This is a genomic window from Mucilaginibacter flavus (assembly GCF_030409315.1).
Classification (GTDB): Bacteria; Bacteroidota; Bacteroidia; order Sphingobacteriales; family Sphingobacteriaceae; genus Mucilaginibacter; species Mucilaginibacter flavus.
The window spans coordinates 370,191-385,718 of sequence record NZ_JAUFPS010000028.1; the positions used below are offsets into that span (position 1 = coordinate 370,191).

At 42.2% G+C, this 15,528-nt stretch carries 17 protein-coding genes; 5 read left to right on the top strand and 12 right to left on the bottom strand.

Translation table 11 applies throughout. The annotated features are described in order from the left end of the window. Position 1: 1 nt before the first annotated feature. Positions 2-1,228, bottom strand: a complete 1,227-nt coding sequence (locus tag QWZ17_RS12885; protein ID WP_290305637.1) for an alanine dehydrogenase — start codon at positions 1,226-1,228, stop codon at positions 2-4. A gap of 53 nt (positions 1,229-1,281) precedes the next feature. Further along, positions 1,282-1,698 carry a tRNA (adenosine(37)-N6)-threonylcarbamoyltransferase complex ATPase subunit type 1 TsaE gene (gene tsaE, locus QWZ17_RS12890; protein WP_290305638.1) on the bottom strand — a complete coding sequence of 139 codons (417 nt, stop codon included), beginning with the start codon at positions 1,696-1,698 and terminating at the stop codon, positions 1,282-1,284. Positions 1,699-2,088: 390 nt separating this feature from the next. On the opposite strand from tsaE, the gene QWZ17_RS12895 reads away from it, so the two are divergent. Then, the gene (locus QWZ17_RS12895; protein WP_290305639.1) at positions 2,089-3,144 is read left to right on the top strand and encodes a hypothetical protein; all 1,056 of its coding nucleotides are present in this window, start codon (positions 2,089-2,091) and stop codon (positions 3,142-3,144) included. Positions 3,145-3,225: 81 nt separating this feature from the next. Here QWZ17_RS12895 and QWZ17_RS12900 read toward each other — a convergent pair whose 3' ends face one another. Continuing rightward, positions 3,226-5,742, bottom strand: a complete 2,517-nt coding sequence (locus QWZ17_RS12900; RefSeq protein WP_290305640.1) for a TonB-dependent receptor — start codon at positions 5,740-5,742, stop codon at positions 3,226-3,228. A gap of 78 nt (positions 5,743-5,820) precedes the next feature. Then, a complete protein-coding gene (locus QWZ17_RS12905) occupies positions 5,821-6,150 on the bottom strand; it encodes a hypothetical protein (protein ID WP_290305641.1) in 330 nt (109 codons plus the stop codon). 278 nt (positions 6,151-6,428) lie between these two features. Here QWZ17_RS12905 and QWZ17_RS12910 point away from each other — a divergent pair, with 278 nt between their 5' ends. Both QWZ17_RS12910 and QWZ17_RS12915 read left to right on the top strand, forming a co-directional pair. Next, on the top strand, positions 6,429-6,785 hold the full coding sequence (locus QWZ17_RS12910; protein WP_290305642.1) for a hypothetical protein: 357 nt from the start codon (positions 6,429-6,431) through the stop codon (positions 6,783-6,785). 132 nt (positions 6,786-6,917) lie between these two features. Further along, on the top strand, positions 6,918-7,223 hold the full coding sequence (locus QWZ17_RS12915) for a GIY-YIG nuclease family protein (protein WP_290305644.1): 306 nt from the start codon (positions 6,918-6,920) through the stop codon (positions 7,221-7,223). 172 nt (positions 7,224-7,395) lie between these two features. Here the strand turns inward: QWZ17_RS12915 and QWZ17_RS12920 are convergent, their stop codons facing one another. Genes QWZ17_RS12920 through QWZ17_RS12940 form a run of 5 tightly spaced genes read right to left on the bottom strand, consistent with a single transcriptional unit; the run spans position 7,396 to position 12,309 of the window. After that, positions 7,396-8,418, bottom strand: coding sequence for an asparaginase (locus QWZ17_RS12920; RefSeq protein WP_290305645.1), 1,023 nt, complete (start codon positions 8,416-8,418; stop codon positions 7,396-7,398). Positions 8,419-8,455: 37 nt separating this feature from the next. Beyond that, a complete protein-coding gene (locus QWZ17_RS12925; protein WP_290305646.1) occupies positions 8,456-9,223 on the bottom strand; it encodes a TatD family hydrolase in 768 nt (255 codons plus the stop codon). A gap of 48 nt (positions 9,224-9,271) precedes the next feature. Further along, a complete protein-coding gene (locus QWZ17_RS12930; RefSeq protein WP_290305647.1) occupies positions 9,272-10,261 on the bottom strand; it encodes an FKBP-type peptidyl-prolyl cis-trans isomerase in 990 nt (329 codons plus the stop codon). A gap of 58 nt (positions 10,262-10,319) precedes the next feature. After that, a complete protein-coding gene (locus tag QWZ17_RS12935) occupies positions 10,320-11,297 on the bottom strand; it encodes an FKBP-type peptidyl-prolyl cis-trans isomerase (protein ID WP_290305649.1) in 978 nt (325 codons plus the stop codon). Position 11,298: 1 nt separating this feature from the next. After that, positions 11,299-12,309, bottom strand: coding sequence for a DHH family phosphoesterase (locus QWZ17_RS12940; RefSeq protein ID WP_290305650.1), 1,011 nt, complete (start codon positions 12,307-12,309; stop codon positions 11,299-11,301). A 198-nt stretch (positions 12,310-12,507) separates the two neighbouring features. On the opposite strand from QWZ17_RS12940, the gene QWZ17_RS12945 reads away from it, so the two are divergent. Together QWZ17_RS12945 and QWZ17_RS12950 are read left to right on the top strand one after the other, a co-directional pair. Next, a complete protein-coding gene (locus QWZ17_RS12945) occupies positions 12,508-12,927 on the top strand; it encodes a nucleoside-diphosphate kinase (RefSeq protein WP_290305651.1) in 420 nt (139 codons plus the stop codon). Between the two features lie 161 nt (positions 12,928-13,088). Beyond that, a complete protein-coding gene (locus QWZ17_RS12950; RefSeq protein WP_290305652.1) occupies positions 13,089-13,301 on the top strand; it encodes a hypothetical protein in 213 nt (70 codons plus the stop codon). A gap of 353 nt (positions 13,302-13,654) precedes the next feature. On the opposite strand, the gene QWZ17_RS12955 is transcribed toward QWZ17_RS12950, so the two are convergent. The 3 genes from QWZ17_RS12955 to QWZ17_RS12965 all read right to left on the bottom strand — a co-directional run bounded on the left by QWZ17_RS12955 (position 13,655) and on the right by QWZ17_RS12965 (position 15,330). Further along, positions 13,655-13,945: a DciA family protein gene (locus QWZ17_RS12955; protein ID WP_290305653.1), complete on the bottom strand. Its 291-nt coding sequence runs from the start codon at positions 13,943-13,945 to the stop codon at positions 13,655-13,657. Continuing rightward, positions 13,932-15,038, bottom strand: coding sequence for a DNA replication/repair protein RecF (gene recF / locus QWZ17_RS12960; protein WP_290305654.1), 1,107 nt, complete (start codon positions 15,036-15,038; stop codon positions 13,932-13,934). Before recF ends, QWZ17_RS12955 begins: the two co-directional genes overlap by 14 nt. 160 nt (positions 15,039-15,198) lie before the next feature. Continuing rightward, positions 15,199-15,330 carry a hypothetical protein gene (locus tag QWZ17_RS12965; RefSeq protein WP_290305655.1) on the bottom strand — a complete coding sequence of 44 codons (132 nt, stop codon included), beginning with the start codon at positions 15,328-15,330 and terminating at the stop codon, positions 15,199-15,201. Between the last annotated feature and the right edge of the window lie 198 nt (positions 15,331-15,528).

Here is a 15,528-nt window from a genome sequence, read left to right on the forward strand (position 1 = left end):
TTTATCGGTTAGATACAATCAGCAGGTCGAGGTCTTTACAAGGAATAGAAAAGCGCTCGCCAATGTGTTTATTGGTGAGTTGCCCCTGGTAAATATATACGGCCGAACGCACGCCCGATTTTTGCCAGATCACGTTTTTAATACCGCCCTGTTCGCCAATGTCGAGCAAAATGGGAGCAAAAATATTAGTGAGCGCATAGGTGGCTGTGCGGGCAACCCTTGAAGCGATGTTAGGCACGCAGTAATGGATCACATCGTATTTACGAAACACCGGGTGGGTATGGTTGGTAACCTCGGATGTTTCAAAACAGCCACCCTGGTCGATACTTACATCAATCACCACCGAATCGCGTTTCATGCGGCTTACCGTGGCTTCTGAAATAAGCATTGGGCTGCGACCATCCTCTGCACGGATAGCTCCGATAGCTACATCGCAGGTAGTAATCGCTTTTTCTAACACAATAGGTTGCACAACAGATGTAAAAACGCGTGCCCCTATATTATTCTGCAAACGGCGAAGCTTGTATATGGATGGATCGAAAACTTTTACTTCGGCACCTAAGGAAATAGCTGTACGGGCGGCATATTCGCCAACGGTACCGGCACCTAATATTACAATTTCTGTTGGTGGCACACCGGTGATGCCGCCCAGCATCAGTCCTTTACCTTCAAAAACATTGCTCAAATATTCGGCGGCTATGAGTATAGAGGTGGCACCCACAATTTCGCTCATGGCACGCACTACGGTTAATGAGCCGCCCTCGTCAAGCAGGTGTTCAAAGCAAAGCGCGGTAACATTTTTTTTCATGAGGGCATGCAGGCAATCGGCCTTCAGGGTAGCCAGCTGCAACGCCGAGATCAGGATTTGCCCGTGTTTCATCATTTCAATTTCCTGCGTGGTTGGCGGGGCAATTTTAATGATGATATCGGCTTCGTAAACGGTTTTGGTATCGTAAACAATAAGGGCACCCTGTTCGCTGTAATCTTTATCGCTAAAGTTGGCGGCCTGCCCGGCGTTGCTCTCCAGCATTACCCTATGACCGTTGTTTACCAACAGGGCTACAGAAAGCGGCGTGAGCGGGATTCGGTTTTCCTGGAACGAAACCTCCTTGGGAATGCCAATAAACAGTTGATTTTTTTTGCTTTTTACCTCCAGCATCGACTCCTGGGGTTGCATCAATGCCTGTTTGGCTATATCTGAAAACCCGCTGATTATCCCTGAACTCATGTATGTGTTTTTTTCTGGCTGATGAAGATAAGAAAAAAGGAACTATCCTGAAACTAAATATTTTCGACCGTTATCTGCCTTGCGCCATCGTCTAAAACCTTAATGCTAACGTTGCTGTAATGCATGGGCAGCAGGTCCGGAATTTTCTCGGGCCATTCAATAAAGCACCAGGCACCGGCATAAAAATACTCTTCATAACCCATATCCAGGGCTTCTGTTTGATCTTTAAGCCGATAAAAATCAAAATGGAAAATTTTATTGGCAGCGATGTGATATTCATTCACTATCGAAAACGTAGGGCTGCTGATGTTATCAGTGGTGCCCAAAGCTTTGCATAGCTCTTTAATGAGTGTGGTTTTCCCCGCGCCCATATCGCCATAAAATAAAAAGATTTTATTGGTACCGGCGTGCTCAATAATGGTCCGCGCGGCATCGGGCAGGTTGGTTATGGATGGTATGGTTAGTTGCATAAGCCCCCTCTAAATCTCTCCCTGTAGGGGAGACTTTTCATTAATGTTTTTTAAAGCCCTTTTTTTCGGGGCGGATTCGGTGGGCCTAATTTAATCAAATATTTTCAACCAACACCTTTGGGGAAGTTGGCGCATTAACTACTTACGCCATAGCACACTATTTATTATTGTAAAGCGGCTATTTAACAATATTTAGCACTCTTTAACATAAAATAACTATTGAATATTTAAAACAGCAATACTATTGCAATAGTAAATCATAATAATAACCCATAGCTAAAAAAACCAATATTGCCGATGATGAAAAGTTAAAACATAATACACAATCACAACACCTTTCCAAGCAAAATTTAATCCTGCACGGTGCTTTTGCGCCAATAACAAAAAAATATGAATGCTATTTATGGAACATTTAATATTGAAATGCTGCCTGCCAATACTATTAATGTTACAGATAAAATAAAATCTTATATTAAGGGGAATATACTTGAAATTCCGAAGCAAACAAATTGGGGCCAGCTGTTGGGGAGTGGCGATCAAAAACAAAGAAGCTATTTGCAGATAACCGCAAATGGCCGTGTCTACAGCATCCTTGATGATGATTATACAGAAAATATAAAAATTGACTTTTCGGCAAAAGTCAATACTGTAAAAATAGTATACTATATATACATCAGCCCAAATTCTAACTGGCGGGCAATTATTTCGGGCCAGTTATTTCAACTAAAAAGCATAGGTATTTTAGCTGAAGCAGATCTTTATGTTCATGTTACCGATAGCTACAATTACACTAAAGAAGTAAATACACTCATAAAAAGCATTGTTCCTGATGCTATTATTACCACATCGGTTAAAAACCAGTATGAATACCCGGGCATAAAGCTGCTGCATGACCTGGCGACACAACACCCCGACAACAAATTCCTGTATTTTCATAGTAAGGGGATGACACATAATATCCATTCAAGGTCACTTGAAGAAATTATGCTGTTCACAAAAACATTTGAAAACTGGCGCAGGAATTTGCAATTTTTAAATAAACCAGGAATTGAAAAAGTAGGCTTATTTCCATCGGCAGAAGGGTGGATCTGGTACAACTTCTGGTATGCCAACGGTAAATATCTTTCAGACTTACCTGTACCCGAGATATCCGATTTCAGATATTATTATGAGTCGTGGCTTGCAGGTGCAGATGAGAACCACGCAGAACCGGCTACCGATTGCCATAATCTCTTCGAAATAAAAAATGTTACTCAAAACTATTTTACGCCTGTGGAGGCCGACGTTTACAAGCAAAACGTTATGGAAAAGCTTTTCTCCCATGCCGAGGCTAAAGAAATACGCCTGGTGCGGAGCGCCTTTATGATTTATGCGCAATTAAAGATCGATTCGTTTTTTAAACTTTTCAGGAAAAGAAACTTCCTGGGTTTAGTAAAAAGCTACTAACAGGGCCACAAGTATCGCATTCAATTATAAAACAGAAAACCCCGCCAAAAGCGGGGTTTTCTGTTTTATTGCATTAACAGGCTATGATTTCTTCCCGGTATTAAAACCAAAAGGGACCACCACTTTAAAGCTGATGTTGCGGCCCATATTAAAAATGCCGCGCTGCACGCCTGGCGCGGTTACCGCGTTATCAAAATATTTTAACCGACTCATGTTTGATTGATAGTTAACATTGGCCAGGTTGGTACCTTCCACAAAAATCTTTAACACAGGCTCGCCCGCTTTGTTCACGATGTTGCCACCAAAGCCAGCGCTTAACAGGTTATAACCAGCAGTGTAGGTTTCGGTGCCATAAGCTGCAAAGAAACGATCCTGGGCGCTGTAGTGGTCAAAACCAACAAAGGCGTACAGACTTTTAAAGCTGCCAAAACCACCATTGAAGGTTCCGCGTAACTCAGAGTGGGTATGCAAAGGTGGGATGAACGGCAGGTGTTTCAAACTATCGGCTACCGGGCCGCCATTGCCTTTGTTTACGCCATAAGTTAAGCTCATGGCATTTTCAAAATGCAGCCATGGTATTGGGTGTAAATCAACATTCACCTCGCCACCATAAATCTGGGCTTTGCTTTGTACATAGGTAAAGGTGTTGTAACCCTGGGTAATTACCGGGCTGCCATCGGGGTTTAATTCCTGCTGCTGGTAAATATAGTTTGATAGGTTATTGTTAAAAGCCTCCACACTTGCCGATATATTGGGCAGGGTTAAAAACGCGCCTAAATCTTCCTGTAAGCTAAATTCCGGTTTGAAATTCTTGTCGCCCACATGATAGATCTGCGAACCCGGGTCCGGGCCATTGGCCGAAATCTCGGCAATACTTGGCGCGCGGAAACCGCGTGCTATGTTTCCCTTGATGAGGAACGCGTCTGAAATATTGTAGGTTGCCCCAAAACTGCCCGAGAAACCGCTGAACCTTTTGCTGAAAGCATCAAATTGCGTTGTTACGTTTGGCGCGGTGGCAGGACTGGCACCGGTATACAATTGCGGAAACCCATGCGCACCACCAACGGTATCAACATAAGCCGCGCTGTTATTAAATGAGCGGGTATCATAACGGGCTCCTAACGACAGATCTAACTTACCATAGCTCTTTTTAACTACAAAAAACGGACCGACATCAAACTGGTGGTAAGCAGGGATAGGGAAGTCGGTAGCATCGCCAATGGTGTTGTTCTGATACTGCCCATTAATACCAAAAGTAGTTTCATACTCGTTACCGATGTTAAAGTTGTATTTAACATCATAAGTATAAGTGGTTAAGTGCAGGTTTAAGCCGGCAATATCACCATATTCGGGGTGGGTGTATTCACGTCTGTGGCTGTATTGGTAACCCAGGTTAACAATCAGGTTACCATCGCCCAGCCTAAAGTTACTATTATTGTAAATGCGGTAGAGCTGTACATGCTGGTGCAAAGTTGGGATGGCATAAGAGTTTAATACCGAGTTTGGCACAATTGGCCTATAGGCATCATCCTCGGTAATTTGCTGGGTAAACTTGCGGGTAACAGAATCGCGGCTACCATCGGGGATAGATTGCTCATCATCAAACACCGAAGCATGAAGATAAGATGTACCCCATGATTTATTTAAGCCTACCATTACACGGGCATCTTTTTCTTTATAGTTGGTACCGTATACCCGGCCGTCGTGCTCATTTTTATAGTCTTTGCCTTCTTTGGCAGATAGTACAGTTCCCCAGATGAGGCCGTTTTGATTGCCCTGTAACCTGAAAGATCCATTCAACAAATCCTGGTTGGTACCATAAATGCCTTGCACTGATCCTAATATTTTACCTTCGGGAACCGGTGCCGGCGATATTAAGTTAACCACACCGCCGATAGCATCTGAACCATAAGTTAAACTTGCCGGGCCTTTAATTACTTCCACACGATCAACCGAGTTTTGGTCAACCTCTATGCCGTGCTCATCGCCCCATTGCTGGCCTTCCTGGCGAATACCATCCATCAGCGTAATTACCCGGTTATAACCCAGGCCATGAATAAACGGTTTAGATACATTTGGCCCGGTGGTAACCGCGCTAACACCTGGCAAGGTAGCTATCTGGTCAATAACGTTACCCGATGCGGCGCGTTGCTCTAAATAAGCTTTGCCTACAGCCAGCATAGGTACCGGGCTGCGTTTTATTTCGGTTGCTTTACTTACACCGGTAATAATAACCTCGCCGGCCTCAACAGATGATGTTTGTAAAACTACATTATATACGTTGGTCTTTGTAAAATCAACCCTTTGATTTATAGTAGAGTAGCCCAGGTAACTTACCTGCACCAGGTAAATACCTTTAGGGATATTGTTAAAAGTGTATTTACCATTGGCATCGGTAACCGCACCTTTACGTAAATCGGGGATGGTGATGGTGGCACCTATAATGGGTTTGCCATCGGCCTTATCGGTAACAGTACCGGTTAGGGTGCCTATCGCCTCGGCGGCATCGGTATTAATAATGGGAGTAGTGGCGGCATTTGCCAGTGTAGAAAGACCTATAAACGATAATATTAAGAAGCTAATCAGCTTTAATTTCATAACGAATAAATTGAAAATCAATAAACACCGTTTTTAAAACGGCTTTGTTTGTAAAAAATGATAACAGGATAAAATTTGTTATGAAATTACAGGAGGTGCGCGGCCGGCGGCCAACACAAGAGACATGCTTACAAAATCGTAATCACAAGCTTTAAAAACATGTGTTACGGCCAGTTGTGGAGTAGCATATAAAGGGGTATCAATTACCGCGAAGGTATGGTGCATAACATCGCACATATCGCATTTTTCCTTTAGAATTTGCTGCGGATGATTGTTGTTGGTTAACGATGCCGTTTTTGATATGCCTTTTGCAACATGGTGCTGATGTGAATAAACCATATACTGCCCCGCCACAAAGCAGAACAATAACAGCCACGAATAAATAATATTTCGTTTGTTTTTTTTCACGTCAGCAACCTTTTTTACAGGATTTTACAAAAGTAGTTAATAAAATGGTGATTTTAATGCAACATTGTAACAATTGTGTTCATTTGTTCACTGGTTCATTAGTTTATTGGTACTTAATGCGGAAAGGCTGAATAGATATTATGCTGCCAGGTATGCCAAATAAAATTAACCCGGCAACAAGCCTAATGAACCAGTGAACAAATGAACCAATGAACCAGCCATAAAAGACCAATGAACCATTGAACTAATGAACTAATGAACCTTATCTTTGCCCACATATGAAACCGGCAGAAATTAATTTAAAGTGGAGTGCGTTACAAAACCGCATTGCCGAGGATTTTGACAACGAGAAGCCCGATTTGAAGGTGATGCTGTTTTTAATTGGCGTACAGGAACTGGGACAGGGGCCACGCAAATTCAGCAAGCGCCAAAAGGAGGAGCTAATGCACATAGCTAATTGCAAACTGTTAAGCATGATGGGCTTTTACGAATTAGAAGGCCTTGACCAGGACGGCTGGCCGCATTGGAAACGTATCAAAGTTATCCCCAACTATACCCTCCTTGAACAGGAAATGCTCATGAAATCATTGATCATAGCGTATTTTGAGGAACTGGACGCAGGTGTAGCGGATTGAAGATTTTGAGGACGAATTGATTTGAAATGGGAAGCACATCCTCTTCACCGTCATTGCGAGGAACGAAGCAATCTCCAAACTATACAGAGCGAATGATCAGAGTTTCACAATTAAACTTTCTATTTCAGTACAATGGTAATGCAAAGAGGCGGCTGTGTATACATTATGGCAAATACCTATAACAATGTATTATACACTGGTGTCACATCTGATATAATCGGGCGAATTTGGGAGCACAAAAACAATGTTTATCCGGGCAGTTTTACTTCCAGGTATAAATGTTATAAATTAGTTTACTACCTGTATTATCCACATATTGAAGAAGCTATAGCTGCCGAGAAACTGATTAAAGGCGGAAATAAAAGAAATAAGCACCAGCTGATCTTCTCATTAAATCCCGAGTGGAGGGATTTATATGAAGACTTAATAAAAGAATGATTTAAGCTTCCGGATGCTTTGCTCTTTGTGGCAATAACACGTTATGTAAAAATCGAAACAATCTCCACGTATGCAGAAAGAACCGTTCATAGTCGATCTGTATACGTGGAGATTGCTTCGTTCCTCGCAATGACGCGGGGAGGGCATTGATACTAACTACTTGCTACTAAATCTAACTCACTGTTATCTCGCCTCTTAAATCCTGCTCCATGTATTGCTTTACCAGGGCGGGGTCATCAAACTCGCCAAGGAGGTACATCATTTTGGTTACTGCCGATTCAAAGGTCATGTCGTATCCGCTGGCTATGCCCATATCTTTTAACTGTTTGCTGGTTTCATAGCGACCAAGCTCAACAGTACCAACTTTACATTGCGAAATATCAACAATTACCTTACCGTCTTTAATTGCTTTTTCAAGCAGCACCAAAAACCAGTCGTCGGTAGTGGTATTGCCGGCACCAAATGTTTCCATTACTACGCCACGCACATCGGAGTTTAAAATAGCTTCAACCACTTTTTGGCCTATGCCTGGGTACAATTTCAATACCGCCACATCGCTGATGAGGTTGTTGTGGATAATCAATTCGGCACCATCCTGTGGCTGCCTGATGTCGTTCGCGCTAAAGCGGAGGTGAACGCCAGATTCGGCCAGGATAGGATAGTTTGGTGAGCGGAAAGCCTCAAACTTAGATGAGTTATATTTAAAGGCGCGGTTACCACGAAAAAGTTTATAATCAAAATAGATACAAACTTCGGGTACGCGGGCACGGTCGTTCTTTTTAGCTTTGGCAATTTCAATTGCCGTCATCAGGTTTTCCTTGGCATCCGTACGGATAGCGCTGATAGGCAGTTGCGAGCCGGTAAATATGATGGGTTTGCCCAGGTTTTCGAGCATAAAACTCAATGCCGACGCGGTATAGGCCATGGTATCTGACCCGTGAAGGATCACAAAGCCATCGTTATCATGATAATTAGCTTCAATTAATCCCGCCAGCTGGCTCCAGATAACCGGATTCATGTTTGATGAATCGATGATCTCTTCAAAAGAGTGCACCTTAATTTTACAGTTAAGCTTTTCCAGCTCGGGAACGTTGTCCATTATCTGCTCAAAGTTGATTGGTTTGAGCACCTTGGTTACAGGATCGCTCATCATACCTATTGTCCCACCGGTATAGATGATCAGTATCTGACTCATGAATTAGGGTTTATGAGGTGTAAATTCATTAAATTTTTTATATACCAAATACCAGCTTTGAGTTCTGGGTAGTTATACGCGCTACCTCTTCTACACTGGTTTGGTGCAGGTCCGCCACTTTTTGAGCAATGTAAATCAAGTACGAGCTTTCATTAGGTTTACCCCGGAACGGAACGGGCGTAAGGTACGGAGAATCTGTTTCTAAAACGATATGTTTAAGGTCAATTTCGGCCACAACTTTGTCAAGTCCTGAGTTTTTGTAGGTAACTACCCCGCCTATACCCAGGTAAAAACCAAGATCTACCACTTGTTGCGCCTGCTGTACCGTGCCGCCAAAGCAATGAAAAATGCCATGCAGGTCATCATCGTTTTCCGCCTTCAATACACTATACACTTCATCGTAAGCGTCACGGCAGTGAATCACAATAGGCAATTTTAAACTTTTTGCCCAGTTGATTTGGGCGCGAAAAGCCTCAATTTGCCCGTCGAGATAGGTTTTATCCCAGTACAGGTCTATCCCAATCTCGCCGATGGCATAAATCTTATTTTGCTGATGAGCCTCTTTAATAGCGGCCAGTTCTTCCTCCCAGCCAGGTTTTACCGAGCAGGGGTGCAAGCCCAGCATCGGGTAGCACATATCGGGATATGCTTTTACCAGGTCATAAATAAGCGGCACCGAAGCGGCATCAACCGAAGGTAAAAACAAGCGACTGATATCATTATCTACGCAGCGTTGTACAAGAGCGGCGCGCTTTTGCGGATTGGTTTCGTAATAGAGGTGGGTATGCGTGTCTGTTAATACCATAGTGCAAAAATAAAAAAGCCTTCTGTTTTTGGCAGAAGGCTTTTGGTGTTAATTTGTCTTTTTACTTACACCTGTTTTTTTAGCGGTGCCTTTTTTTACCGGGTGCTTAACACCAGGCTTTGCAGCCACAGGGACATGTTTAGTTGGTTTTATCTTTACAATTTCCAGGTCGAAAATTAAGGTAGCATAAGGAGGAATTACCTGGCCACCACCTTTTTCGCCGTAACCAAGGTTTGATGGAATAATGAATTTAGCAGCCGAACCTTCGTGCAGCAAAGCTAAACCTTCTTCCCAGCCCGGTATTACCTGGCCCTGGCCCAAAACTACGCTGATAGGCTCATAAGGCCTGCCCGGCTGATCGAGGCCAGCCGCTTTAGCAACTTTTTCAATGCTTGAGTCAAATATTTTTCCATTGGTTAAGCTGCCCGCATAATTTACCAGTACGGTATCGCCCGGTAATGGTTTGCGTAAAGCCGATGGTTTGGTAACAATATACTTTAAGCCAGATGCCGTGGTAATTGGCGTTAATTTATTAGCGGCTATATAGTTAGCGGCGTCAATGCCTTCCTGTTGTTTTTGTTTGGCAATGGCTGCATTCCTTTCGTCCATAGCTTGCTGCAGGCTTTGTACCTTGGTTATTTTGATAATAAAGATAAGGTTGCTGCCTTTAGCAAAAAATGGCGGGCGCGCCTCTTCATGTCCTTTAAAAATAGAATCGGTAGGTACTTTTACTTTCACACTATCATTAAGGGTAAGCAGCGGGAATATATCCATCAAATCGGCCACGCTTTGTGATGGGTGTATTTGCGCCTGTACGGTATGCCCGGCAGTGTATGAGCTAAATAATACCGAATCCTTATCCGTCATCTGGATATAGTGAAAAGTAATAACATCATTCTGTTTTATCTTTTCGCCGGTATTAGGTGTAAAAATCTGGTATTGGGCTCCGTTTGGCCTGGCTTGCATACCAACTTGTGCCTTGGCGCTTAAAGTAAGCATGCCCAGTATTGGAGCCAGGAAATAAAATATTTTCTTCATAGTAGTAATAAAAAAGCCTCCCCAACTGGTGTTGGGAAGGCTATAAACGCTGTTTTAATTATTTTGTTGTTGGTGCCGTTGGCGGTGCCGTTTGTGGCATAACCGGTTTAGGCGCGTTTGGATTTGGTTTAACAATATCAATCAGTTCCATTTCGAAAATAATTGGCGTATATGGGCCAATTACGTTACCTGCACCCTGGTCTTTATAAGCGATGTTTGAAGGGATAACCAATGTGATTTTTGAACCTTTGTTCATCAACTGCAAACCTTCGTCCCAACCTGGTATTACTTTAGCTTCGCCAACAGGGATACGGATAGGTGCAAACTGACGACCTGGCTCAATAGGTTGTTTTTCTTTAATAGCAACCTCTTTAACGCTGGTTTCAAATATTTTACCGCTTGGAAGCCTGCCAGTGTAATTTACAACAGCGGTATCATGCGGTGCAAGTACCGGACCTGTACCTGGCTGCGTAATTACGTAGTTTAAGCCAGATGCTGTAGTGGTAACTTTAAGGTTATGATCTGCAATGTATTTTTTGATTTTGGCCGGTTCTGCAGCTTTCATGCCATCGGTTAAGGTTTTGATATAATCCTGAACCCTGCCACGGAAAACCTGCTCGGTAAGTGAGCCTTTAGCAATTACTTTAGAAACCGCTACCTGGAATATTAAATATTTACCTTTCAAATTTGGTGGACGTTGCACACCGCCTTTAAATATCGAATCTGTAGAGATTTTGAAAGTAGCGCTATCGCCTTCGCCCAACATCTCGATACCAGCCATAATATCACCTTTTGACTGTAATTTTTGCATCGGGATCAAAATTGGATGCCCGGCATCATAACTGTTTGATAAAACCGAATCACCATCGGTTTTAATCACCATATTAAGGCTTACATAATCGCCTTCTTTAATGTGAGGGGCGCCTTTTGATGTGTGGATGTTGTAAAGCAAACCTGCGTCGCCTTTTTTAAAGCCGCCGTTGCAACTTGCAAACGCCGTTGCAGCAATGGCCAAGAACATTAATTTTCTTTTCATTTTATTGTTTTAATAGTTTTTTATATTCGGGTAATATGGATTTAAATTTCTCTACTACTTGTTCAAGCGTACCTTCGGAGTGACCGCCGGCCGCGTTGCGGTGACCACCGCCATCAAAGTATTTTTTGCAAATTTCATTCGCCGGGAACTCTCCTTTTGATCGTAACGAAAGTTTTACCCTATCGCTGCGCTCAACTATAAATGCCGCCAGCTTAATGCTGCTCATTGATAGGGCGTAGTTCACCACGCCTTCGGTATCGCCGGTATTAACATCAAAATTTTTAAGGTCGGTATTATTAACGGCAATAATGGCGGTATTGTATTCGGGCAACACTTCCAGGCAATTAGCCAGGCAATGGCCTAAAAACCTTAAACGGTTTTCTGACGCGCTGTTGTAAACCAGTTCATGAATGCGATAATTTACAGCGCCGGCATCAATCAAATCGGCCACTATGCGGTGTACGGTTGACGATGTATTGGGTAAACGGAACGACGCAGAATCGGTCATGATGCCTGTGTAAAGGCAGGTTGCCACATCTTTATTAATCAAATCCGGGCGATGTAGCTGGTTTACAATAAAATCATACACCAGCTGCGCGGCTGCACAGGCGTTAATATCCCAGTGCCTGTAATCGTCAAAATCGGCAGGCTCCAGGTGGTGGTCAATCATAATCTTATAAGCGCTGCTATCGCCTACAAGCACGCCCATTTCATTAATGCGGCTTAAGGCATTAAAATCAAGGCAAAATATAATATCAGCAGCAGCAATAAGTTCAGCCGATTTTTCAAGCTGTTCGGCATAAATTATAACTTCTTCATTACCAGGCAGCCAGGCTAAAAAATCGGGGTAATCTGTAGGGGTGATAACCGTTGTATGATGGCCCAGCTGTATCAAATAATTATATAAACCTAAAGACGAGCCCATAGCATCACCATCAGGTTTATGATGGGTAGTGATCACTATCTTTTTAGGGCTTGCTAAAAGTTCTTTAAGCTGGACTAAATCTAACATCAATTTCAAAAAAGAGTTGCAAAGCTAAATAAATAAATTAAATACAAACCATCTAATTTGATACAAAAAGCTTTATCTTACAGATGAAAAACGCTACTTTTGCGGCAATTTTAAATCAATCAATAAAACAGCATAAGCGCTCCCCCAAACTAACCCGTGCTTGTGTATTTTCATTACCATTAAGAAACAATTAAAATAATGACGACCAACAGAACTTTTACCATGATTAAGCCCGACGCGGTTGCAAACGGCCATATTGGTGCTATTGTAGATAAAATAACTAAAAGCGGTTTCAAAATCATCGCTCTTAAATACACTTCTTTATCGGCAGAAAAAGCTGGCCAGTTTTACGAGGTTCACAAAGAGCGTCCTTTTTATGGCGCGCTTGTTGAATTTATGTCATCAGGCCCAATTGTAGCTGCCATCTTAGAAAAAGATAACGCTATTGAAGATTTTCGCAAACTAATTGGCGCAACAGATCCGGCTAAAGCCGAAGAAGGTACTATACGTAACCTTTTTGCAAAATCAATTGACGCGAACGCCGTTCACGGTTCGGACTCTGACGAGAACGCGCAGATTGAAGGCAACTTCTTCTTCTCGGCATTCGAAAAATTCTAAAAACCAACTTATTATAGGCGCGGTATTTTATGCCGCGCCTTTTTTGGCGCATTTTTTTTAATTGGCAATTAAGTTTTGTACATTTACAAAACGCAGGTAAAATTTAATTTACTGCTAACCTCTATCTTATAAATTAAAGTGTGTCTTTATAGCAATAAATTATGAAACTGTTTTTGAAAACCATTATATACGCACTCATCATTGTATGTTTGTTTACAGCTTCTTTATTGCTTTATAAAGCCCATCCCGAAGTTCAGCTTGCTTTTATTATACCAGGCATTTTCATTTTGGCCTACTCTATCATAAGCGATGACCTTGGCATAAGGCAACATATACGCTCGCGCCAGCTTAAAATGTTTAGGGATAAAGAATAAGGCGGCGATAAGCAATTGTTTAAAAACAGTGCCGAAAAGATATAATAGTCAAAAAATCGTAATTGCTTCGTTGTTTCTTCTCTATCTATGACGTATTCGTTTTAAGTGAATGCGATGGGCTTGAATGCTGGTGACGACTCACCCCGGCAACGCTTCGCTGGCCGACCCTCTCTCCGGCTAAAGCCGCATAGAGGGTGAACCCCATTTTTATTTTCTTGCCCTTCTATGCGACGCAGTCGGAGAGAGGGGAGACGGGCGCAGCCTCGTCGGGGTGGGTCGTCTGCGCCTTGTCCACTTAAGGCAATCAACCTGTTTTTCTTATCTTTAAATAGCCTCTGAACTCGTATATCCCTTTACAGAAATATAACTTCTTCTACTAAATTGCTTTTGGCCTCGTCATTAATTTTTTGAATGATCTGGCTCCTGATCATCATCAACTCGTTTTTTATTACCGACGATTCTATCCTTAAAAACAATTTTTTATCGCGTATAAACAACTCTTTGGTGCGGTTGGCTACAGATTTGCCCACCAGATCTGGCCAGGCAGCCACTACAGCTGTTTCATCAAACCGGCGTTTAATTTTATATACATTAAGCATTTGCTCAATGGCTTCCTTTAATGATTTGTCGTTAGTCTTGCGCATCTATAGCCCCCTTGGTTACATTAAATATTTTAACACCTACGTTTATCTTATCAAAGATATTAGCAACGCGGCTTACACTGGTATCAGTTATAAAAACCTGTCCAAAATCATTGTTTGATACCATTTTCATGAGCTTGGTTACCCGTTCGTCATCAAGCTTATCAAAAATATCATCAAGCAACAACAGCGGTTTAAAGCCTTTTTGCTGATAAAGAAAGGTGTACTGGGCCAATTTAAGGGCAATTAAAAATGATTTTTGCTGCCCCTGCGATCCAAACTTTTTCATAGGCATACCATGAATGCCAAATTGCAAATCGTCCTTATGGATACCTGCCGTGGTGCGCTCCAGTACCTTATCCCGTTCAACCGTTTTTTTAAGCAACGCTTCAAAATCGCCCTGCAATAACTGCGACTCATAGGTGAGTTCAACCAGTTCGGCATCATCACTTAAAAAGCTGTAATGTTTATTAAATATGTGGGTAAAACCTTCCATAAAAGCTTTACGCCGTTCAAATATTTTGCTGCCCGATGATACCAGTTGTTCATCAAGCACCTCAAGCAGGCTGGGATCGTAACGGCCGGTATCGGCTATTAATTTCAGCAGCGCGTTACGGTTAGCCAATACTTTATTATAGCTGATAAGCTCATCAAGGTAGTGGTTATCTGTTTGCGATATTACGTTATCAATAAACTTACGGCGCTCTTCGCTGCCCTCGGTAATAATGCTGGTATCATAGGGCGATATCATTACCAGGGGCAATAAACCAATATGATCTGCCAGGCGCTGATAGTCTTTTTTGTTGCGTTTAAACTGCTTTTTCTGGTTTTTTTTTACCGAGCAGGCCACCGCTTCGGGCTGGTTATTTTTATTAAAAACGCCTGTAACAATAAAAAATTCGGTACCCTGTTTTATCTGCTGGCTATCAATAGGATTAAAGTAGCTTTTGCATAAACCCAGGTAATGAATGGCATCTAATAAGTTAGTTTTACCCGCGCCATTATTACCAGTAAAAGCATTAACACCCTCGCTAAAAACCAGTTCGGCCTCCTCGTAGTTTTTGAAATTAATGACTGATAATTGCTGCAGATACATGGGAAGGCAAAGTTAAGTTTTTAGTTGGTTAGTTTGCCGCATCATTTCTTATTGTACGTTAAGGAAAACTAAAAGACAAAAAAAAGCGAAGCTTTAAAAGCTCCGCTACCAGGTTTTAATCTCAAAATCCCATAGTCCCCAAAGTCCTATGGTCCAAAAATTACTTTTTCTTATCAACACCAATAGGTTTCACAACATTGGCTTTGCCCGATTGGTAGTCAGACGGTGCTTTTTTTGTACCTACGGCGGCAGGTTTCTTTTTTTCTTTTACGGCTTGTCTGTCCTTACTCATGGTAGTTATAGTTTTAGATGTTAATTGATGGGGCTGGCCAGTAAGGCAACCCTCGTTTTTTAATAATGTTGGGAGGATACCAGGCTCTGTTTGTTGTTGCCCGGTGTTTAGGAATAAATGAATTGCAATAATTTTTAAAACGCCTATATTTGACGTGTGAATGCTGCAATTAATTAAAGGTACTTTCTTTTAATTAAT